The sequence below is a fragment of the Pseudodesulfovibrio sp. S3 genome (assembly GCF_004025585.1).
In the GTDB taxonomy this organism is placed as follows: Bacteria; Desulfobacterota; Desulfovibrionia; order Desulfovibrionales; family Desulfovibrionaceae; genus Pseudodesulfovibrio.
In genome coordinates, this window is record NZ_QTZO01000004.1 from 46118 (window position 1) to 67245 (window position 21128).

At 56.3% G+C, this 21128-nt stretch carries 24 protein-coding genes, 1 tRNA gene and 1 riboswitch; of the genes, 19 read left to right on the forward strand and 6 right to left on the reverse strand.

All coding sequences use genetic code 11. The annotated features are described in order from the left end of the window. Window positions 1–37: 37 nt before the first annotated feature. Complete coding sequence (locus DWB63_RS05575) at window positions 38–478, reverse strand: hypothetical protein (protein WP_128327830.1); 441 nt, start codon at window positions 476–478, stop codon at window positions 38–40. A gap of 112 nt (window positions 479–590) precedes the next feature. Further along, window positions 591–696, forward strand: a riboswitch (TPP riboswitch). Between the two features lie 64 nt (window positions 697–760). Here DWB63_RS05575 and thiS point away from each other — a divergent pair. The 6 genes from thiS to thiC are packed head-to-tail and all read left to right on the forward strand — an operon-like array spanning window position 761 to window position 5466. Beyond that, complete coding sequence (thiS, locus tag DWB63_RS05580; RefSeq protein ID WP_128327831.1) at window positions 761–961, forward strand: sulfur carrier protein ThiS; 201 nt, start codon at window positions 761–763, stop codon at window positions 959–961. A gap of 8 nt (window positions 962–969) precedes the next feature. Continuing rightward, a complete protein-coding gene (locus DWB63_RS05585) occupies window positions 970–1746 on the forward strand; it encodes a thiazole synthase (RefSeq protein ID WP_128327832.1) in 777 nt (258 codons plus the stop codon). A gap of 3 nt (window positions 1747–1749) precedes the next feature. Next, window positions 1750–2877, forward strand: a complete 1128-nt coding sequence (gene thiH / locus DWB63_RS05590; RefSeq protein WP_128327833.1) for a 2-iminoacetate synthase ThiH — start codon at window positions 1750–1752, stop codon at window positions 2875–2877. Continuing rightward, a complete protein-coding gene (gene thiF / locus DWB63_RS05595; RefSeq protein WP_128327834.1) occupies window positions 2874–3503 on the forward strand; it encodes a sulfur carrier protein ThiS adenylyltransferase ThiF in 630 nt (209 codons plus the stop codon). Before thiH ends, thiF begins: the two co-directional genes overlap by 4 nt. Then, entirely contained in the window at window positions 3500–4159 is a 660-nt protein-coding gene (gene thiE, locus DWB63_RS05600; RefSeq protein WP_128327835.1) for a thiamine phosphate synthase, read from the forward strand. Before thiF ends, thiE begins: the two co-directional genes overlap by 4 nt. Window positions 4160–4161: 2 nt before the next feature. Further along, window positions 4162–5466 carry a phosphomethylpyrimidine synthase ThiC gene (gene thiC, locus DWB63_RS05605; RefSeq protein WP_128327836.1) on the forward strand — a complete coding sequence of 435 codons (1305 nt, stop codon included), beginning with the start codon at window positions 4162–4164 and terminating at the stop codon, window positions 5464–5466. Between the two features lie 54 nt (window positions 5467–5520). On the opposite strand, the gene DWB63_RS05610 is transcribed toward thiC, so the two are convergent. Next, complete coding sequence (locus tag DWB63_RS05610; RefSeq protein ID WP_128327837.1) at window positions 5521–6591, reverse strand: hypothetical protein; 1071 nt, start codon at window positions 6589–6591, stop codon at window positions 5521–5523. A gap of 406 nt (window positions 6592–6997) precedes the next feature. Here DWB63_RS05610 and DWB63_RS05615 point away from each other — a divergent pair, with 406 nt between their 5' ends. Then, a complete protein-coding gene (locus tag DWB63_RS05615) occupies window positions 6998–7675 on the forward strand; it encodes a hypothetical protein (protein ID WP_128327838.1) in 678 nt (225 codons plus the stop codon). 150 nt (window positions 7676–7825) lie between these two features. Here DWB63_RS05615 and DWB63_RS05620 read toward each other — a convergent pair whose 3' ends face one another. Both DWB63_RS05620 and DWB63_RS05625 read right to left on the reverse strand, forming a co-directional pair. Continuing rightward, a complete protein-coding gene (locus tag DWB63_RS05620; protein WP_128327839.1) occupies window positions 7826–9229 on the reverse strand; it encodes an anion permease in 1404 nt (467 codons plus the stop codon). Between the two features lie 338 nt (window positions 9230–9567). Further along, window positions 9568–9644: transfer RNA gene (locus DWB63_RS05625), tRNA-Met, on the reverse strand. Window positions 9645–9806: 162 nt separating this feature from the next. On the opposite strand from DWB63_RS05625, the gene DWB63_RS05630 reads away from it, so the two are divergent. From DWB63_RS05630 to DWB63_RS05640, 3 genes are read left to right on the forward strand one after another with little or no spacing between them, the layout of a single operon-like run. Then, the gene (locus DWB63_RS05630) at window positions 9807–10529 is read left to right on the forward strand and encodes a glycosyltransferase family 2 protein (RefSeq protein WP_128327840.1); all 723 of its coding nucleotides are present in this window, start codon (window positions 9807–9809) and stop codon (window positions 10527–10529) included. 4 nt (window positions 10530–10533) lie between these two features. Further along, a complete protein-coding gene (locus DWB63_RS05635; RefSeq protein ID WP_128327841.1) occupies window positions 10534–10797 on the forward strand; it encodes a lipid A biosynthesis domain-containing protein in 264 nt (87 codons plus the stop codon). Beyond that, window positions 10781–11497, forward strand: coding sequence for a VTT domain-containing protein (locus tag DWB63_RS05640; protein WP_128327842.1), 717 nt, complete (start codon window positions 10781–10783; stop codon window positions 11495–11497). The genes DWB63_RS05635 and DWB63_RS05640 overlap by 17 nt, the downstream gene beginning before the upstream one ends. On the opposite strand, the gene DWB63_RS05645 is transcribed toward DWB63_RS05640, so the two are convergent. Then, window positions 11494–12090, reverse strand: a complete 597-nt coding sequence (locus DWB63_RS05645) for a phosphatase PAP2 family protein (RefSeq protein ID WP_128327843.1) — start codon at window positions 12088–12090, stop codon at window positions 11494–11496. The genes DWB63_RS05640 and DWB63_RS05645 overlap by 4 nt on opposite strands. 97 nt (window positions 12091–12187) lie before the next feature. Here DWB63_RS05645 and DWB63_RS05650 point away from each other — a divergent pair, with 97 nt between their 5' ends. After that, window positions 12188–13321 carry a glycosyltransferase family 4 protein gene (locus DWB63_RS05650; RefSeq protein ID WP_128327844.1) on the forward strand — a complete coding sequence of 378 codons (1134 nt, stop codon included), beginning with the start codon at window positions 12188–12190 and terminating at the stop codon, window positions 13319–13321. Between the two features lie 68 nt (window positions 13322–13389). On the opposite strand, the gene DWB63_RS05655 is transcribed toward DWB63_RS05650, so the two are convergent. Further along, complete coding sequence (locus DWB63_RS05655; RefSeq protein ID WP_128327845.1) at window positions 13390–14340, reverse strand: UDP-glucuronic acid decarboxylase family protein; 951 nt, start codon at window positions 14338–14340, stop codon at window positions 13390–13392. 194 nt (window positions 14341–14534) lie between these two features. Here DWB63_RS05655 and DWB63_RS05660 point away from each other — a divergent pair, with 194 nt between their 5' ends. The 8 genes from DWB63_RS05660 (at window position 14535) to DWB63_RS05695 (ending at window position 21127) form a co-directional block, all read left to right on the forward strand. Beyond that, window positions 14535–15242, forward strand: coding sequence for a 2-phosphosulfolactate phosphatase (locus tag DWB63_RS05660; protein ID WP_128327846.1), 708 nt, complete (start codon window positions 14535–14537; stop codon window positions 15240–15242). Between the two features lie 19 nt (window positions 15243–15261). Then, on the forward strand, window positions 15262–16599 hold the full coding sequence (locus DWB63_RS05665) for a diguanylate cyclase (protein WP_241648649.1): 1338 nt from the start codon (window positions 15262–15264) through the stop codon (window positions 16597–16599). 300 nt (window positions 16600–16899) lie between these two features. Further along, a complete protein-coding gene (locus tag DWB63_RS05670) occupies window positions 16900–17277 on the forward strand; it encodes an NADH-quinone oxidoreductase subunit A (RefSeq protein ID WP_128327848.1) in 378 nt (125 codons plus the stop codon). After that, on the forward strand, window positions 17256–17801 hold the full coding sequence (locus DWB63_RS05675; RefSeq protein ID WP_128327849.1) for an NADH-quinone oxidoreductase subunit B: 546 nt from the start codon (window positions 17256–17258) through the stop codon (window positions 17799–17801). The genes DWB63_RS05670 and DWB63_RS05675 overlap by 22 nt, the downstream gene beginning before the upstream one ends. 2 nt (window positions 17802–17803) lie before the next feature. Beyond that, window positions 17804–18331, forward strand: coding sequence for an NADH-quinone oxidoreductase subunit C (locus tag DWB63_RS05680; protein WP_128327850.1), 528 nt, complete (start codon window positions 17804–17806; stop codon window positions 18329–18331). Window positions 18332–18372: 41 nt separating this feature from the next. Beyond that, window positions 18373–19545 carry an NADH-quinone oxidoreductase subunit D gene (locus tag DWB63_RS05685; RefSeq protein WP_128327851.1) on the forward strand — a complete coding sequence of 391 codons (1173 nt, stop codon included), beginning with the start codon at window positions 18373–18375 and terminating at the stop codon, window positions 19543–19545. Between the two features lie 9 nt (window positions 19546–19554). Next, window positions 19555–20529: an NADH-quinone oxidoreductase subunit NuoH gene (gene nuoH, locus DWB63_RS05690; protein WP_128327852.1), complete on the forward strand. Its 975-nt coding sequence runs from the start codon at window positions 19555–19557 to the stop codon at window positions 20527–20529. Between the two features lie 10 nt (window positions 20530–20539). Then, window positions 20540–21127 (forward strand): 4Fe-4S binding protein, encoded by a 588-nt coding sequence (locus tag DWB63_RS05695; RefSeq protein WP_128327853.1) that lies wholly within the window; start codon window positions 20540–20542, stop codon window positions 21125–21127. The last annotated feature ends 1 nt before the right edge of the window (window position 21128 follow it).

Genomic DNA, 21128 nt, shown 5'->3' on the forward strand with positions numbered 1-21128 from the left:
TTGTTCGGGTGAGGGCTTTTTTGCGTGCTGATCTCGATCAACCCAATTCCTGTTCCAGGAAAAGAGGGATGGTTTTTTTCAGGGCTGTGCGGAGATACGGTTTTTCCTTCCGGTTGGCCTCGGCCTTGCGGGGTATCATGTACAACCCCTGGCAGCTCTGGCATTCCCAGTGGTTTTCATGTTCATGGAGGTGGACCAGGAGGCCGTCGCGGTCGTAGCAGACCTGACAGAACGGCCCCTTGCGCTGTCCGTCGTCCGTGAGCCAGTATTTTTGGCCGTCAAATTTAACTTTTTCCGCAAGATCAAGTACTTCCGCAACCTCTGAAAGTTGCCCTTTGAGGGCCTCGTTCTCGTCGCAGATGGCTAGGAATTCATCCTGAAGGCTTTTGAGCACCGCTTTGCCTTCCTCGAACTGCCCACTTTCGAACAGGTCGAGTGCACGTTTGAATCCGGTTACCTTGAACAATGTTGAAAACATGGGTGACATCCCCCGGTTTAATTTACGTCACGGTGTTCTTATCGACCGCATCCCGGCAAGACTTTAGGTTTTGAGATTTTCTTTACAAGCCGAAAAATGTGGCATACGTTCAATTCCTAGCTAGGGGTGCCTTAGAGAGGCTGAGATGGATACCGATATCCAATCCCTTTGAACCTGATGCGGACAATGCCGACGTAGGGAAGCTGTTTATGGATTTATATTCATCAGACTATGCTTGCCCTTTCGGGTGAGCTTTTTTTTTGCATGTGCATAGGAGAACCCATGATTGTCATACTCAACGGCGGTGAAGTGGAACTGGCCGGGGCGGCAACGCTCCTTTCGTTGCTTGAGGGCAGGGGGATTTCGCCTGAGGTCGTTGTGGCGGAGTTGAACGGGCATATCGTCCCGGGCAGCGATTTCGGCACCACGGCCCTGAACGACGGCGACCATTTGGAAGTACTCCGCTTCGTAGGCGGAGGTTAGGAGATACAATGACGAACGATATATTCGAGATCGGCGGCCGGAAACTGACCAGCCGTCTTTTTACCGGCACCGGGAAATATAGCGACGATGGGGTCATACCGGATGTCTGCGAGGCTTCCGGTTCCGAAGTGATCACCGTGGCCTTGCGTCGGGTGGACCTGGAGTCTTCCACAGGTAATGTCATGGACTTCATTCCCAAGCACATGCAGCTCCTGCCCAACACCTCGGGTGCGCGGACGGCTGACGAAGCCGTGCGCATCGCCCGTCTGGCTCGGGCCATGGGGTGTGGCGACTGGATCAAGATCGAGGTCATTTCGGACAACAGGTACCTGTTGCCGGATGGCTATGGGACAGCCAAGGCCACGGAAATCCTGGCAAAGGAAGGTTTCGTGGTCTTGCCGTATATCAATGCGGACCTCTATGTGGCCAAGGATCTCGTCAACGCCGGAGCCGCTGCAGTCATGCCGCTGGGTGCGCCCATCGGGACCAACCGCGGGCTGATGACGCGGGAAATGATCCGTATTCTCATTGAAGAGATCGACCTGCCTGTCATCGTGGATGCGGGTATCGGCAGACCCTCCGAGGCCTGCGAGGCCATGGAGATGGGGGCTGATGCCTGTCTGGTCAATACGGCCATTGCCACGGCCAATGATCCGGTCCTGATGGCCAAGGCGTTTGGCCGGGCCGTCAAGGCCGGACGCGAGGCGTTTCTTGCCGGGCCGGGCGCGACAAAACGGCACGCTGACGCCTCCTCGCCGTTGACCGGATTTCTGGGGGGATTGTAACCCATGAGCTTTTATCCGCTTTTAGCAAAACATATGGAGACCCTGTCCGGCACTCGTCTGGCTGCGGTCACCGAAGCGGACGTGCGCCGTGCGTTGAACAGGACCACACCCACGTTCGATGACTTTCTGGCCTTCATGAGTCCGGCGGCCTTGCCTTTGCTTGAAGATATGGCCCGCAAGGCAAGCAGGTTGACGGCCCAGCATTTCGGTCGGACGATAAGCCTGTTCACGCCGCTCTACCTGTCCAGCTTTTGTACCAACCACTGCGTCTACTGCGGATTCAATTCCAACAATAAAATCAATCGCTCCATGCTTACCCTTGAGGAGGTCGATGCCGAAGGGCGGGCCATTGCCGCTACAGGGCTCAAGAGCCTGCTGATTCTGACCGGCGAAGCTCCGGCCAAGGCGGGTGGGGACTACCTGGAGGCCTGCACCAAGGTGTTGCGGAAGTATTTCCCTTCCGTCTCCATCGAGGTGTACGCCATGACCGAGGAAGAGTACGCGCAAATGGTGCGTGCCGGTGTGGACGGTCTGACCATGTTCCAGGAGACCTATGATGAGGAATTGTACGCGGAATTGCACCCCAAGGGGCCCAAACGCGATTTTCGTTTTCGATTGGATGCGCCGGAGCGTGGCTGCAGGGCCGGAATGCGGGTGGTCAACATCGGCGCACTCCTCGGCCTGGGAGACTGGCACCGGGACGCCTTGCTGACCGGCTTGCACGCGGCCTACCTGATGCACAAATACCCGGAAGTGGATATTGCCGTATCCTTGCCGCGCATGCGTCCCCATGCCGGAGAGTATCAGCCGGCCACCATCGTGGGAGACCGCGATATGGTGCAGTTCATGCTCGCCCTGCGTCTGTTCCTGCCCCGTCTGGGCATCACCATTTCCACCCGCGAGAATGCTGAGTTTCGCGAGAACCTCCTTCCGCTGGGCGTGACCAGGATGTCGGCGGGTGTGTCCACTGCCGTGGGCGGGCACAGTAATGACGCCGAAGAAGTGGGGCAGTTCGAGATCAGCGATTCCCGCGATGTGGATGAGATGTGCGAAGCCCTGCGGCGCCGGGGATATCAGCCGGTTTTCAAGGACTGGGAGCCTATCGTGGATGTGAACGGAGAGGGCGTATGAACCGCGTCGAGAATGGCATGGCGGCCTATCTGGGCCGGGAGCGTCTCACTTTCCTGCAGAAGATGAAGGTGGGCATCGGCGGTGCCGGAGGCCTTGGCTCCAACTGCGCCATGCATCTGGTGCGCTGCGGATTCAAGCGGTTCGTGCTGGTGGATCATGATCGGGTGGATTTTTCCAATCTCAACCGTCAGGCCTTTTTCGAGGCCCAGGTGGGTGAATTCAAGGTGGATGCCCTGGCCGAGAACATGCGGGCGGTGAACCCCGACCTGGAGATCGACCTGCATGTTGAAAAAGCCGACGCCGCGCGGATGGGCAGGCTTTTCGCCGATTGCGACGCGGTGGTTGAGGCGTTTGATTCCCCAGAGGCAAAGAAGATGTTGGTAGAGACGCTGCTTCCTACGGGCAAGCTGGTCGTGTCCGCTTCCGGCATCGGCGGCTGTGGCGACAGTGACGCGGTGGTTTCCCGAAAGATGCGGGAGAATTTCTATGTCATCGGCGACGGGGAGACCGAATGCACCCTGCTCACCCCGCCCCTGTCCCCAAAGGTGGGCGTTGTCGCCGCCAAGCAGGCGGATGCGGTGCTCAGCCATTGCCTGGCACAGTTTGAAAACCAAGGAGACAAATGATGACGCGGCCAATCACCCGGCAGAATATCCTGGATACGGACATCTATTGCCTGACCGGCGAGAAGTTCTCCCTGGGGCGGTCCAACATCGAGGTGGTGCGGACCATGCTGGAGAGCGGCGTCAGGCTTGTCCAGTACCGGGAAAAGGAAAAGAAGATGGGCGCCAAGTTTGAAGAGTGCCGGGAGCTGCGTGCCATGACCCGCGATGCCGGTGCCGCGTTCATTGTCAATGACGATATTGATATTGCCATTCTGGTGCATGCGGACGGCGTTCACATCGGGCAGGAGGATCTGCCCATCGAGTATGTGCGCCAGCTTGTGGGCGAGGACATGGCCATCGGCCTGTCCACGCACAGTCCCGCAGAGGCGCAGGACGCGGTTCGGCGCGGGGCGGATTACATCGGCGTGGGCCCGATCTTCAAAACGTTTACCAAGGAAGACGTCGTTGATCCGGTCGGGTTCGAATATATGGAATATGTCGTCGCCAACCTGGACATTCCGTTCGTGGCCATCGGCGGCATCAAGGAACACAACATCGGCGAGGTGGTCCGGCGCGGCGCAAAGTGCGTGGCCCTGGTCACCGAGATTGTGGGTGAAGAAGATATTGCAGCAAAAATAACCGCGCTCCGAAAGGAAATGGAAGCCGCGAAGGAGTAACAATGGAATACACTACACAGATGGACGCAGCCCGCAAGGGTATCGTCACCCCGCAGATGCAGACCGTTGCCCGCAAGGAGAACATCCGGGTCGAAGACCTCATGGAGCGTATGGCCAGGGGCACGGTCATCATCCCGGCCAACAAGAACCACACCAATCTCGACGCCGAGGCCGTCGGCGAGGGGATGCGCATCAAGATCAACGTCAACCTGGGCATATCCAAGGATTGTTCCGACGTGGAGCCGGAGCTTGCCAAGGTGCAGGCCGCCCTTGATTTGAAGGCCGAGGCGATAATGGATCTTTCCTGTTACGGCAAGACTCAGGAATTTCGCACAAGGCTGGTGAAGATGTCTTCGGCCATGATCGGCACGGTGCCCATCTACGATGCCGTGGGTTTTTATGACAAGAACCTCCAGGATATCACCGTGGACGAGTTCTTTGATGTCGTGGAGCGGCATGTGGAGGACGGCGTTGATTTCCTGACCATCCACGCAGGCTTGAACAGGCACACCGCTGAAAAGGTCAAGCAGGGCGGCAGGCTGACCAATATCGTTTCGCGCGGCGGCTCCCTGCTCTTCACCTGGATGGAGATCAACAAGGCAGAGAACCCTTTTTACGAGCATTTTGACCGTCTGCTGGACATCTGCGAGGAGTACGACGTGACTCTGAGCCTGGGTGACGCCTGCCGTCCCGGATGCCTTCACGACGCCACGGATGCCTGTCAGGTGGAGGAATTGATCACCTTGGGCGAGCTGACCAAACGGGCCTGGGCGCGCAATGTCCAGGTCATGATCGAAGGTCCGGGCCACATGGCCATGAACGAGATCGCGGGCAACATGATGATGGAAAAGCGGTTGTGCCACGGTGCACCGTTTTACGTTCTCGGACCGCTGGTCACGGACGTGGCCCCCGGTTACGACCATATCACTGCGGCCATCGGCGGAGCCATTGCAGGGATGTCCGGTGCGGATTTCCTGTGCTACGTCACCCCTGCCGAGCACCTGTGCCTGCCCAACATGGAGGATATGAAGGAGGGCATCATAGCCACCCGCATAGCGGCTCATGCCGCTGATATAGCCAAGGGGTACCCCGGAGCATGCGACTGGGACGACAAGATGTCCAAGGCCCGCGCCGCTCTGGATTGGGACGCCATGTTCAAGCTGGCCATGGACCCGGTCCGGCCGCTGGAATACCGCGAGCGCTCCAAGCCCGAACACGCCGATTCCTGCACCATGTGCGGCAAGATGTGCGCGGTGCGCAACATGAACCGCGTATTGGAAGGGAAGGACATCCAGCTCGACGACTAGATTGTCGGGATGATATGTGTATGAAAACCCCGGAGGGCTGCCCTCCGGGGTTTTCTATTCGGGTTTGCGGCCGTAGACGATATACACCGGATCGCTGATTCCTTTGGCCGCGAGAAAGCAGGGGTCATCCCTGTCCCGCCAATCATTGCGTATGGATACCGTGCCCAGGTCCTGACCCATCCCTGCCATGCGCAGATATTCCAGCACCAGCCCCATGCGTTCGAATTCATGCAGTTCCTGCCAGCCCCGGATGGCGCGGGCGGGATCATAGGCGCTGGTAAAGGCAAGCAGCATCGGTGCTCCGGGGGGCAGGTAGTGGGCCACGAACCGCAGTATGTCCACGGGACGGTCCATGTATTCCACGGAGCAGGTGCACACGGCGGCATCGTATTGTCCGGCGGGCCGTTCGGTGCCCACGGAGAAATCCAGTACCCGACTGCCTTTTTCGATGAATCGGGCAAGGGTTTGGTCGATGTTCCGCCGGGCGGCCGCATCAGGTGCCGGCGGCAGGAAATTTTCATCAAGGCGGCATTTCCGGTCAAAGAAGGCGGGATGAAAGAAATCCGTCGGCTCGTCATCCAGACGGGCCTGCATGCCCGGTCCCCAATCGCATATCCTTTCGCGCCAGTGGGTCAGGGAGCCGTAGGTGCCGGTGCTCCGATCCTCCATGTACTGGATTCTTGCGCTGATGGTGACCGGTATGTTCGCCAGAGGGTGGTTGCGGTCCGAGGTGAACGTGTGTTCATCCAGTTCGGTCAGCCGGAACGGGGTCAGGGTGTCCGGGTAGATGTTGAGCAGTCCGCTGATGTGGCCCTGGGGGTAGAAACGGCCCACTCGCGGGATGATGGGGTCGCCTTTGAGGGTTTTTGGCCGGAGCCGGTCAAGGTCCATGGTCTGGACCAGGTTTTCCCTGTGCCGAGGGATGCACATGCGCGGTTCGTAGGATATGGTTACGGATTCTTCGGCTCTTTTGCCTTCCAGGGCTTCACGCATTCCCTGCGGAAATACGTCGTGTACCGGGTTGAACTTGCGGCCCAGGTATTGCTCCTCGTGGATGGCATCGTCCTGTTGCCAGGTGACGGTGAATTCCAGTGCGCCTATGGCGTTATCGTTGAATATGGTCATGGTGTGGAGATAGAGCCATAAAAAAGGCGGGGGTGCAAGCCTCGGCCGCATGCTCGTCCGATCCAATCTGGTGCCTGTCCGCCGGGCGGAGAGACTCTCCTGACTGAGCCTTGGGGAATGGTGACGTCGGTAATGGCCGGGATATTGCAATGTTGTGAAGTGTTGACTAATTGCCGACGTTTTCAACGGAAATTGCGGAATGAATGGTTCGCAAAACGGCACGGGGAATGCCGGTTCCTGCGGAAGTGTCAGGCAAGGGGAGTCGTCTCTATGTGGCATTGTGTTTTCCACAGCACAACCTTAAGAGATATTAATGTTTTTGACATAAATCACAGGGTGTGTTATGGAGTGCTCAATAATGGCACCATTTTGAAAATGTTGACCTTTTTATGATCAGGAGGCTCTTGTGGCGGAAAATACTCAATCTCAGAGTGTGATGCAGGTGTCCCTTCCCGAGGAAGGTGGTGTTACCGAATACCGGATGTCATCTGACGTTTCGGTGAAATTCTCTTTTTTTGTTTCCGAAGTGCTTTTTTCCTGTGACGGAACTGACCTTGTCCTCACTGGAGAGAATGGGGGGAGTGTTGTTCTCAAGGACTATCTGACCATGGCACAGGAAGACGCGCTTCCCGTTTTCGAGTTGCACGGCGGAGAAGAAGTCCCGGGGAACATTTATCTATTCGCATTCAACGAGAGTGCAATGGCAGTCGAGACGGCGGCCGGTACACCAGGAGACGGCTCCGAGATGGAAGAGTTCCTGGACGAGCAGGTTTCACCCGGCAATCTTTTCCATGGCCCGGCGAGCGTTATTGAGGACTCTTCCTCAGCGCTTGAGCCTGTGCATACGGATAGCCATGGGCACATCGCTTCCGAAACACTGTGTTGTGCAGAGATTTTTTCCGATCATCATATGAGCGGCGGTGCGGCGTTTGTCGGTACAGAAGCTTCTTCTTGCGGTTCAAGTCTGCTCGGCGTTGCCCCGGTTTTGCCGGATGTCGATATGGTCACCTGCTCGCTGGTCGATATATACGACCCCATCAACGACACTATCCAGCAGTTGGTGGAATCGCCGCATTATCTTTAGCCTACACCTGAACTCAGTATAGGAAAGGCGGACCACCATGGTTCGCCTTTTTTGGTGGAATCTGGCCCTGGCGGATACTGACTGATGGCAATACAAAACCGGCCACATCAAACGATGCGGCCGGTTGCGATTCTGTGGTCTCGGAGTCTGTTAGACGTAAAAAACGGTCACTGCGATCATGGCCGCAAGATAAAGACCTCCGAAGACGGCTCCCAGCGCCCACCAGCGTGCCTGGCTGATGAAACCGGCTCCGTACCAGATGGGTGAGGGGCCGGTGGCATACGGAGTGATGATACCCATGAGGCCGAGGGAACCTGCGAGCATCAGGGCGAGTTTCGGCAGCATCTCGGGGGGAAGCAGCGGGGCTGCTGTGGCCATGAACAGCGGCAGCAATGCCGTTGTATGCGCCGTGGTGCTGGCAAAGAAGTAGTGAAGCACGAAGAAGAGGATTACCAGCATGATGACAACGGTCGAGGGCGACATGCCCACAAGGTTGTTGGCGATCATGTCGCCGATCCAGGCGAGAACACCGGTTTTCTTCAGGCCGCTTGCCATGGCCACCAGGGTGGCGAACCAGACGAGCACGTTCCAGGCACCCTTGTTGGTGATGACATCTTCCCAGGTGATGATGTTGGTCAATATCATGAGCGAGAGCACGAAGACGGCGGCAACGGTGCTGTTTACTCCAAGCTCCTTGCCGAATATCCAGAAGATCAAGGCCATGATGGCGTAGCCGAGCATCATCAGTTCCTTGATGGAGGTCTTGCCCATTTTATTTAGCTCTTCTTTGGCCCAGGCAGGAGCTTCAGGAGAATGCTTTTGGGTCGGAGGATAGATGACATAGGCCAGCCAGGGGGTCAGCAGGAAGAGCGGCAGCATGGCCGGGAGCATTATCTTGGCCCATTGGCCCCAGGTGATGACGATGTCTGAGGACTTTTGGATCATGTCCACGGCCAACAGGTTCGGTGCAAGGGCGGTCAGGAACATGGAGCTGGTCACACAGGTGGCGGCGATGCCCACCCAGTGCAGGTAGGCACCCATTTTGCGCGGTTCATTATCCGGTGTGGAGTTGAACATGGGGGGAATGTTGCTGGCGATGGGGTAGATCGTACCCGCGCTGCGAGCGGTGTTGGAAGGCATGAACGGGGCCAGGACTGCGTCCGAAAAGGCGATGGCGTAGCCGAGACCGAGGGTGCTTTTGCCGAGGAATCGGATCAGGTGGAGGCTGATGCGTTTTCCAAGCCCTGTTTTCTGGTAGCCGAGCGCGAACATGAAGGCCGCGAAGATGAGCCAGATAACGCCGTTGGAGAAACCAGACAGCATCCAGTTGCGGCTTGCCGTTGCACTGGGGTCCACCAGGCCGAGGACCGCAACCAGGGTGACCCCTGCCAGGCCGACCAATGCGGCCGGGACTGGTTCGATGATGAGGCCGACAACAACGCCCACGAAAATGCTGAGGAAATACCATCCCTCGGGAGTGAGTCCTTCAGGTGTCGGGATGAGCGCCATGAGAACGGCAACAATAATCGGAGAGAATTTTTTAATAATGTTCATGTAATGGCCTCTTACTAATTGATTTACAGGTGATACACTGAAATAAGCTCAGACCATGTCAATCAGGTTAAAGGGGGTGAAAGTTATATATCGATTGAAGTATTGCCAGAAAGAAGAAGAATCGTCAAATAGCGCACATACTTATTTGATAACCAACCTAATTAAAAAATATAATTAGAGTGTGTCCGTTTTCTGGCCACAGTTCCTCCAAGTTCGTGGGGCTGGTGCAGAGAGGGTGGATGGTTGAGAAATGGGGTAGGAGCCGGAATGGATGTCGGCATCTGGTTTGCCATACGAAAAACCGGCTACATCAATATGATGTAACCGGCTGATTTCTTTGGTAGCGGGGACAGGATTTGAACCTGCGACCTTCGGGTTATGAGCCCGACGAGCTACCGTACTGCTCCACCCCGCGACACGTGAGAAAGAGGTTCTATGTGGGGGACGGGTTTTTGTCAACCACTTATTTTTTGAAAATTGAAAAAAGATTGTCCGGCTGGCGGCAGTCCGTGCTCGGCGCGGAAAAGCGCAGCAAAAAGTTTACAATCGGCTCTGAATTCCGTACATCACCTCCCATATGAGCAACACAGACAAATTTTCAGTGGTGCTGCCGGTTTTCAACGAACAGGATAACCTGCAGACCCTGTTTTCCGAGATCAGGGCTGCGGCCGACTCCACGGGGCGACCGTGGGAGGCGGTTTTCGTGGACGATTGCAGCACGGATAACAGTCTTTCCATCATACGCGCGCTCGCCGATGAATATCCCGAGGTCCGCTATGTGGCCTTTGCCGAGAACCGGGGACAATCCGCCGCCTTTTGCGCTGGATTCGATGCCGTTAATTCCGGTATCGTCGTCACCATGGATTCCGACCTGCAAAATGATCCGGCCGACATCCCGGGCATGCTGGACGTCTTCGGCATTGATTGCGAGATGGTCATAGGCTGGCGCACCAAGCGCAAGGACACCTTCATCAAGCGTATTTCCTCGAAGATTGCCAACAAGATCCGAGATTCCATCATGGACGACGGTGTGCACGATACAGGCTGTTCGCTGAAGGTCATGCAGACCGATCTCCTGCGCAGCCTGCCCCGGTTCAGGAACATGCATCGCTATTTCCCCATTCTCATGAAGATGCATGGTGCGCGCATCAGGGAAGTGAAGGTCAACCATCGAGAGCGCGGCGCAGGTGAGTCCAAATACGGCACCCTGGACCGGGCCCTTGCCGGTATCTATGACCTGATCGGCGTCAGGTGGCTGATGAACCGTCATTTCAACTACATCGTGAAAGAGAAGAAGTAACGACATGGCCCTGCCGGCCTATTGGTGGCTCCTGGCCATGGTGCTTGCTGTTCAGGGATTTTTTTTCCTCAGAATCGCCATTTTACGAATGCGCGGGAAAGGAGTACAACCCTTGACGCGCCCGGGGCTGGTTGCCCTTTGCGTGTCCGGGGCTGCCGGATTGCTCTACGGGGCGGTGCAGCACGACCCTGTGTTTGTTGTCGGACAGGCCTGCCTTCTTATCCTCTATTATTATATGCATAAAGAACGAAATGACCAAAGAGAATAGTGATTCCAACCAGAAGAGCATCAAATCCCTGGCCAAGGGACTGTTGATGCTGGCCGGTCTGGGGCTGGCCGTGTATCTTGCCCGGATCGTCGGGCTGGGAGACATGCTCGCCAATACCCAGTGGTTCAACGATCATGTGCTCGGCAGGGGACCGCTTTCAGTCCTCATCTTTCTCGGCGTGGGCGCGATTTTTACCGCCGTGGGACTGCCGCGCCAGCTTATCGGTTTTCTCGGTGGATTCGCCTTCGGCGTTGCCACGGGCACTCTGCTTGCCACTGTCGGGGCCGGGCTGGGATGTGCCATGGCTGCGGTTTACGCCCGCATGGGCGGGCGGGAGCTGGTGGAGCGCAAGCTGGGATCACGGTTGGAGAAGGTGAACGGATTCCTTCAGCATGAGCCTTTCAACACAGCCCTGGCCATCAGGTTGTTCCCTCTGGGGAGTAATCTGATCACCAACCTGGCTGCCGGAGTCAGTTCCATTCCTCTGGTTTCCTTTGTCCTCGGGTCCACCTTGGGCTACATCCCGCAAAATTTCATTTTCGCCCTCTTTGGTGCGGGCATGAATCGCGAGTCAGCCTTGGGTGTGGCCTTGTCCGTGGGCATGAGCATCGTGCTCTTTGTTGTGTCGGGTTGGATGGGAATCAGGGTATACCGCCGATACCGCATCCAGGCCAAGAATCTGGTCGAGACTGAAGATTAGTCTGGTCGGAGTGCTGGAAAACGTTTTTCCATTTCTTTCCAGATGAGCCAGATTACTCCGGCGACGACCAGGCCCCAAAGCCATCCGGCCAGAACATCCGTGGGATAGTGTTTTCCGAGATAGACGCGTGAATAGCCGACTGCAAGGGGTGCGAGCAGCAGCCATTTCTTCAGGGAAGGCCACAGGAGCAGGGCAAGCACGGCCAGGCACATGGTGGTGGAACTGTGGGCGGAAGGATAGGAAGTGCCCCGTTCCTTTGTCTGCACGAAGTTTGCTGGGCGGGACTGCCACTGATCGTTATCCATGTAGAAGGTCCCGGCCAACGCATTGAGCGGACGGACACGGTGTACCTGAGCCTTGACCAGTTTGGTGGAGAAGTCTGACAGGCCCATGCCGACGAACAGGATGAGGAAGTAGAGTATCTGCCGTTTTCCGCCTTTCCAGACGGCCAGGGCCAACGCCACGGCCAGGACGAGCATGAGTATTGACATGGCGGAGAGCAGGGGCATGATCGTATCCAACAATCCGGATCGCCATTGCTGGTTTATGAGCAGGAAAATTTTGAGGTCCAAGGCCGGTGTGGAAAAAAACATGATACTCCCGTGAAGTTCTCGAAATCATAGCCGTCTTTGATGCAGCCTGCAACAGTGCGGTTGTCAAACATATAAAAATCATACAAGAAATATATTTATGGCAAATACAGATATTCCAGGGCGGCTGGCCGTGTCCATGCCGAGATTGAGCCGATACGGCGGAGCTGAATCCTTTGCATGGAGGCTGAGCGAAGCCCTGGCCGCCCGAGGCCATGATGTGGACTTCATCTGCGCCCGGTGTGAGACCGATCCGCCAGACGGAGTTAACCCCGTTGTACTGGGTCGATTCGGTGGCATTCGCCTGATCAAGATCCTCTGGTTTGCCTATGCCGCGGAAAAGGCCCGTAAAAATGGTGGATATGATCTCGTTTTCGGCATGGGGAAGACGATCAACCAGGATATTCTGCGTATAGGCGGCGGTCCCATCTCCAAGTTTTGGGAGTTGTCCCAGCGTGCCTGGCCGGAAGGATTTGCCCGCTCCTTCAAGATGCTTCGCCGGAGGATGGCCCCCGCCAATTGGGCCATTCATCTTATCGACAGCATACGCATGAAGCGGACGCCCCGCATCGTGGCAGTGTCGCATCTGGTGCGGGACTGGATGGTCGAGGCGCACCCTTTCCTGGACAAGAACGCCATTGATGTTGTTTACAACCGTCCTGATCTGACACGTTTTTCGCCCATTGGCGATCAGGAGCGGATTCGGTTGCGGGCGGCTTCCGGCATTACTGAGGATCAGGTGGTCATTGCCACGGCTGCCACCAATTTTGCCCTCAAGGGGGTTCGGCACCTTGTGTCCATGTTGGACCTGTTGCCGTCGAATTACGTCCTGCATGTGGCGGGCGGGCGCAATGCAGCCAAGTATCTGCGTCAGGCGAGAGAACTCGGCGTGGAGGACAGGGTCAGGTTCTTGGGTCGGGTGGACGACATGGCGGCGTTTTATCGAGCTGCGGACATCTTCATCCTGGCGACGTTTTACGATGCCTGCTCCAACGCCGTGCTGGAAGCCCTGGCCTGCGGATGCAAGGCGGTATCCAGTTCCCTGAATGGCAGCGCATATTTCCTGCCTCCGCGTTGGGTCTTCCCGGATCCTTCCGACGTCGGCGCATTGGCGGATTTGATCCGGCGGGTGGCTCGCGAGGATCGGCCCGGTCTGTTCCAATGGCCGGAGGACATTGCGTCCGGTCTGGAACCCTATGTGGAGATGGTCGAACGCGCCTTGGCCTCCAGGTAGAAATTCATGTGACGCAAAAAAAGGCCGGGATTATCATCCCGGCCTTTTTTTATTTGCCTTGCAAAATCCTAGAGGGATCGAAGAAGGGTGTCGAAGTATTCCACGGTTTTGGCCAGACCCGACTTGAGATCCACGGTCGGCTCCCAGCCAATGGCCTTTTTTGCCAGGCTGATGTCCGGCTTGCGTTGCATGGGGTCGTCCGATGGGAGCGGGTTGAAGACTATCTTGGATTGCGATCCGACCAATTCGACAACGGTTTCCGCCAGTTGGAGGATGGTGAATTCCCCTGGATTGCCCAGATTCATGGGGCCGATGAAGTCGTCCGGGGTGTCTTCGGTAAACCGGATTATGCCTTCCACCAGGTCATCTACATAGCAGAAGCTGCGGGTTTGCTGGCCCTGGCCATACACGGTAATATTTTCGCCTTTGAGGGCCTGCACCACGAAGTTGGAGACCACGCGGCCGTCGTCCATGGCCATGCGCGGGCCGTACGTGTTGAAGATGCGGCCGACCTTGATTCTGAGATTGTGTTGGCGATTGTAGTCGAAACAGAGCGTTTCAGCGCACCGTTTGCCCTCGTCATAGCAGGAGCGAAGGCCGATGGGGTTGACGTTGCCCCAGTAGTCTTCGGTTTGCGGGTGAACCACGGGATCTCCGTAAACCTCGGAGGTGGACGCCTGGAAAATTTTTGCTTTCACGCGCTTGGCCAGCCCGAGCATGTTGATGGCCCCGTGTACGCTCGTCTTGGTGGTCTGCACCGGGTCGTGCTGGTAGTGAATGGGCGATGCGGGACAGGCGAGGTTGTATATTTCGTCCACTTCAACATAGAGCGGGAAAGTGACATCGTGGCGAATGATCTCGAAATAGGGATTATCCAGCAGATGCAGTATGTTGCTCTTGTTTCCGGTGAAGAAATTGTCAACACAGATGACTTCATGGCCCTTTGCAAGGAAACGTTCGCAGAGGTGCGAACCGAGGAACCCTGAGCCGCCGGTGATGAGTACGCGTTTGTTTGTCATGGCCGTTCAATTGCAAAAAATGTGCACCGCGTCAATGGGCGTAGAGCCCCATTCGCCGATGGCATTGGTCGGGGAGGCGAAGCAATTTCGTCTGTTCCTCCGGGAATCTAGGGAAAATAAACCGATGCATAGAGTTGACGATTGATGGCTGTCGTGAGAACAGTGAATCAAAATATAAGTAAATAGGTGCAACAATGATTGTCAATATCGTGGAATGTTTTGCCGGTGTCCGGCGCGCCAAGGGACTTGTGGTTGTCATCGACGTGTTCCGATCCTCTACCGTGGCCTGCTTTCTTGCGGCCGGGGACAGGGGAGGGGACTATATCGCAACGAATTCCCTGGATCAGGCCAGGAAGTTTGCGAAAGAATACGGCGGCAAGGTTCTTGGAGAGCTTGAGGGCGTAGGTGCCGAGGCGTTCGATTATAACAATTCTCCTTTCCAGCTCGATCAGCTCGACTTGGCGGGGCAGGCTCTGGTGCATGTGACCAATGCGGGAACGTGGGGCATGATGCATTGCTCCGAGGCCGACGAGGTCATTGTGGGGTGTTTCGTCAATGCCGCTGCCGTGGTCAACTACATCCGCAGACAGGCTCCGGAAACGGTCACCCTGGTGGCCATGGGGACCAACGGCGACATGCGGGCGCAGGAAGACATGATGTGCGCCATGTTCATCAAGAATGAACTGGAGAATTATCCCAACAGCATCAAGACGCTCAAGACGTTTCTGGCCGGTGTTGACAGCGCCGGGAAGTTTTTCGATGAATCCAGGACCGATTGTCCGCAAGAGGATTTCGATTTGTGCATGGACCTGAATCGTTTTGATTTCGTCCTCAAGGCAGAGCCGCTTCCGGGCGGGGTCCGATTGAAGAAGATAACGGTTTCAGCATCAGAAACAGCGTAAGGTTTTTATGAATGAGCAATTGCATAAAGTACTGATAGTTGACGATTCTCAGACCAATCTCGCCCTGCTCAATCACATGTTGCGGGATATCGAATGCCAGGTGGTTCAGGCTGAAAGCGGCACCCAGGCTGTGGAAATGGTCAAGAGCAGCGACTTCGCCTTGATACTGCTCGATATTCAGATGCCCGGCATGAACGGGTACGAAGCCGCAGCCAGGATCAAGGAGTTTGAACGCAGCCGCAACGTGCCCATCATTTTCATCACGGCCATTTTTCAGGATGATGAGAATGTGCAGCAGGGCTACGAGACCGGGGCCATTGATTACCTCTTCAGGCCCGTGGACGTGAATATCCTGACCAGCAAGGTCAAGGCGTTTCTCCAGATGCACAGTCAGAAGTTCCTCCTGGAACAGGAAGTGGAGCAGCGCAAGAAGACCGAGGCCGCGTTGCGCATAGCAGAAGAAAAATACCGTTCCATATTCGAACGGGCGGTCGAAGGCATTTTTCAGTGTTCGGTTGCAGGGGAGTTCCTGGAAGTCAACCCCACCATGCTCAGGATTCTCGGATATGATTCGGCTGACGAAGTGGTCGGCAGACCGGGGATGCGGAGTGATGTCATGGCCGATGACAGCGAGCGTGAACTCTACGAGCAGGTATTCATAAGCAACGGGAGCGTGAGCAATTTTGAATACCGACTCCAGCGTAAGAACGGGGAGGTCATCTGGTGCTCTGAAAGCTCCAGAATGGTTCAGTCCTACGCGGGAGAGGGCTTCATAGAAGGCGTTCTCGAAGACATCACCGAACGCAAGCGGGCCGAGTTGGAGCTCAAGCGACTGGCCACCGTGGACAGTTTGACGGGCATCGCCAACCGTCACCGGTTTTTCGACAGGCTTGAGCATGCCCTGGCCGTTGCCAAGCGGTACGACAACCAGGTGGCTGTCCTGTTTGTCGATCTCAATGACTTCAAGAGCATCAACGATACCCATGGTCACCAGACTGGGGACGAACTCCTGTGCATGGTCGCCGAGCGGTTGCAGCAGCGCACCCGTGAGTCCGATACCCTGGCCCGGCTGGGCGGTGACGAATTCGGCATCTTTCTGACGGATATCCAGGAAGAAGGGAGCGCCTTGGCCGTGACACGCGATTTATTGGAGGTCGTCAAGCGCCCCTATGCCATTCAAGGGCACGACCTCACCATCGGGGCCACCATCGGCATCAGTTTTTACCCTACCGACGGCAAAGACAGCGTGACCCTCATCAGCCGGGCTGACGCCGCCATGTACGGAGCCAAGAGGCAGGGCCGGGACGATTACGGGACTTATGCCGACTGCGGATCTCCCCGGATTGTGTCGGAATAGTATTTCCAAGTCCGTTTTTTTCAGGGGCGTCCAGCATGGCTGGGCGCCTTTTTTTTGTCGTCGTTTGGAGGTGGTCGCCCTGCCTGAACAGGTGGGGTGAAACACGGCAGCAGCAGTTGGAAGTCCGTCAATTCATGGATTAAAGTGAAGTGAGCAAAATTGCATACTTAGACGGTAGGTTCTTTGCGAAATAATGAGCAAGGTGCTTGACTTACCCCTTTTTTAGGGGCATGGAAGTCGTTAATTCTTGAGAATCTTTAATCTCAAGATTCCCGCAAATTTACTGCCAAAGGATGGGGTATGCTTTTTGACTGGCTGCATTTTGCAATCGTATTGTTTTTGCTCGCGGGCCTTTTGTTTGCAACTGGACCGCTAATCCTTGCAGTGCTGTTTGCCCCCAGAGCAAGGGGCGGGGACGTGGGTATGCCGTATGAGTGCGGCATGGTCCCCTACGGCAGTTCGTGGGCGAGGTGGGGGGTATCATATTACGTATACGCCCTGATCTTCCTGGCCTTCGATGTAGATGTCCTTTACTTGTTCCCGGTTTCCACGGCGTATGCTGATGCCGAGGGTTGGGTTCCTTTCGTAAAGGTTTTCATCTTCCTGTTCTTCCTGATTCTTTCTGTCATCTATTTTTGGGCGAAAGGGGTGTTTACATGGCCGCGCAGGATTCGGTAGTGCAAAAGGAGTTCCTGACGGCGGGCAACCATTATATGGATCCGCCTATTGTCAACCTACAACTGGCTCAGGACATATTCAACGTCTGTCGTTCCATGTCTCTGTGGCCTGTCACCTTCGGACTTGCATGCTGTGCCATTGAAATGATGGCAACCGGTATGGCGCGGTTCGATATGGCCCGGTTCGGGGCGGAAGTATTCCGGCCTTCGCCGCGTCAGGCCGATGTCATGATCGTGGCCGGTACCGTCACCAAGAAGATGGCTCCTGCGGTCGTAAGACTGTACGAACAGATGCCCGGACCCAAGTGGGTCATCGCCATGGGCAACTGTGCCATTTCCGGCGGTCCCTTCAAGATCAAGGACAACTACAACGTTGTCACGGGCGTGGATACGCTGATTCCGGTCAACGTGTATGTGCCGGGCTGTCCGCCCAGGCCGGAAGGGCTGCTTGAGGGCTTCTTCGAGTTGCAGCGCCAGATTTCCGGAAAACGCTGGTGGCCCGTTGCCGCCAAGGTGGAGGGATAGTCATGCTGCAAGCTCTTGAAGGTATAGCGACCCAATGTGTCGCGAAACAGGACAAAGGCACCACAGGGCACGCCTGGTCGGTTTTTCTGGCTTCAGGTCAGATAGTCAAAGCCGCCCGGAAGCTCTATGAAGCCGGATATTCCCTCGAAGATGTCTTTGCAATGGACTTCGAAGAGGGTTTTTTGGTGCTGTATCATTTTAATAGATGGGACATTGAGGAACGTGTGGTTCTTCGGGTGCTGATCGGCAAGGATAAGCCGATCGTTCCGTCCATTGCTTCCATTTACCACGGTGCGGAGTGGCATGAGCGTGAGACTCGCGATTTCCACGGCATCGTGTTCGAGGGCAATCCCAACCTTGTACCGCTGCTGATGGCGGCTGAAGATGTGGATGTCCATCCGCTGGTCAAAACCGACAAGGTCCGCAAATCCATTAAGGATGTGCTGGGGCTTGGCGAGGTTGTGTCCTGTTCTGCGGAATTGGAAGAATTGTTCGCGGAAGCGGAGGCCGGGGAGGCCTCCGATGCGTAGGCCGGGGCAACCGGTCGGTATATAAACCGGACTGAGAGCATATGTCGGCTTACCAGAATTTAGAACAAATGAAGGGTGATTTCTACACCCAGAAGTTCGAGGCCGGGAAGCAGGACGGCACCCTGATCATCAATATGGGTCCGCAACACCCGTCAACGCACGGCGTTTTGCGAATCGTGATCGAGGTGGACGGAGAATACATCGTCCGCGCCGAACCCGTACTGGGTTACCTGCACCGCATGCATGAAAAAATGGGCGAGTCCCAAACCTGGGGAGGATTCATCCCCAACATGGGTCGCGTCGACTACGGACACGCCATGGCCTGGAATTGGGCCTACGTGGGCGCAGTCGAAAAACTGATGGGCATCGAGGTGCCGGAACGGGCGGAGTATCTTCGCGTCATCATGACCGAATTCAACCGCCTGGCTTCGCATCTGCTGTGGTGGGGAGCTTATATCCTCGACCTTGGCGCGTTCACGCCTATCCTGTACGCATTTGACGATCGTGAAATGATCCTGGACATCCTGCAAAGGCCCTCGGCCTCCAGGTTGACCTACAGCAACTTCCGTGTCGGCGGCGTTCAAATGGACTTCGACGACAAGTGCATCGAGTTGATGAAGACATTCATTAAGCACTTTAGGGATAGACTGCCCATGTATCACGATCTCGTTACCGAGAACCTCATCCTGCGCCGTCGCATCGAAGGAGTCGGCATCATCGATCAGGACATGTGCCGCCGTTACGGCTGTACCGGTCCCGTGGTCCGTGGTGCGGGCGTTCCCTACGATCTGCGCAAGAGCGAGCCTTACTCGGTGTACGACCGTTTCGACTTCGAGATTCCGACTCAGGATTCCTGCTGTTCGGCAGGACGTTATCACGTCCGCATGGCCGAGATGGAGCAGAGCCTGCGCATCATCGAGCAGGCTCTGGAGCAGTTGGACGGTGCCGAGGGCGGTCATATCGTTGATAAAGCCCCCAAGCCGGCCATGAAGCCGCCGGCGGGCGAAGCCTACTTCAATGTGGAAGGCGCCCGCGGCAAGATCGGCATCTACGTCGCTTCCGATGGAAGCAAGGTCCCGTACCGCGTCAAGTTGCGCGCACCGGGTTTCTCCAATTTGCATGCGTTCGTCGAAGCCGCCACGGGTACCATCCTGGCCGACGCCGTTGCCATTTTGGGCAGCCTGGACCTGATCATCCCTGAAATCGACAGGTAGGGGGAATCCATGAACGCATTCTTACAACATCTGATACCTCTGCTTATAGCAGCCGTGGCGTCCATGGTCTGGCTGGGCCTCAACGCCCTGGTGTGGGTTTACTGCGAACGCAAGTTCGCTGGTCATATCCAGCGCAGGCCCGGTCCCTTCGAGGTCGGTCCTCACGGTGTATTGCAGCCGCTTATCGACGGCCTGAAACTCATGAGCAAGCAGCTCCTGACTCCGGACAATGCGGACGCGCCCCTCTATTGGCTCGCTCCGATTCTGTCCATGGTTCCCGTGCTGCTGCTCTACCTGCCCATTCCCTACGGCCCGGTGCTGACGGGCATGAACATCAACCTCGGCCTGCTGCTGATTCTGGCGTTCTCCAGCTTCAACGGACTGGCCGTCATTCTGGCAGGTTGGGCATCCAACAACAAATGGGGCGTTCTGGGCGCGGCCCGTGCCGTTTCCCAGACCGTTGCCTACGAAATTCCATTACTGCTGACCGTGCTGGCCATATCCTTCATGACCGGCACCCTGAATCTGGTGGATATCACCACCATGCAGGGCGGGCATATCGGCAACTGGTTCATCTGGAAGCAGCCTCTGGCCTTCCTGATCTTCCTGGTGGCCATGTTCGGTGAAACCAACCGCGCCCCGTTCGACCTGGCCGAGGCCGAGTCCGAACTGACCGCCGGTTTCCACACCGAGTATTCCTCCATGGGCTTCGGCCTCTTCTTCCTGGCCGAGTACGGGTACATGGTGGTCATGTGTTCTGTCTGCTCCGTCCTCTTTCTCGGCGGGTTCAATGGTCCCATTCCCGGTATCGAGGGGTGGTGGTGGATGCTGCTCAAGACATATGCCCTGCTGTCGTTCATGGTATGGGTCCGCTGGACCTTCCCCCGTGTGCGGTTTGACCAGTTGCTGAATATCAACTGGAAATGGTTGCTGCCGTTGGCCACATTCAACCTGTTGGCCACCGCGCTGATCATTAAGTTATAGGGGTGTAGGTATGGGTAAATTCAAGGAAAATGTCATTCAGCCGATTCTCGACTGCTGGAGTTTGATCGTTGGACTCAAGATCACGGGCAAGTATTTTTGCAAGCCTCTGGTCACGGTTCACTATCCGCGTGAAGTCATCGACGACGAGAATCTGCGTACATACGGCGGGCATGTCGAACTTATCGGCAAGCCCAAGGATCCGGCCACGCCCAAATGCATATCCTGCATGATGTGCGTGACCAATTGTCCGAGCAATTGTCTGAAGGTCGTCAAGCAGAAGGCTCCCAAGCCCACGCCGGAACAAGAAGCTGCCATGAAGGCGGCCGAGGAAGCCGGGGAAAAGGTTACAGCTCCCAAGGCTCCGAAGAATCCGGCTAAGTTCACCTACGACTACACATTGTGTTCGCTGTGCGGCACATGCATAGACAACTGCCCGGTCAAGTCGCTTAAATTCTCCAATAATATTTATTGGGTGGCGACTTCCCGGAAAGAGATGAATATCGATCTTCTCGCCCGGCTCAAGGAGCAGGCCACGGAATTTCCCGCACCTGCTCCCAAAACCGAGGCCGTACCGGCTGCGGCAGAGAAGGAGGCGTAAT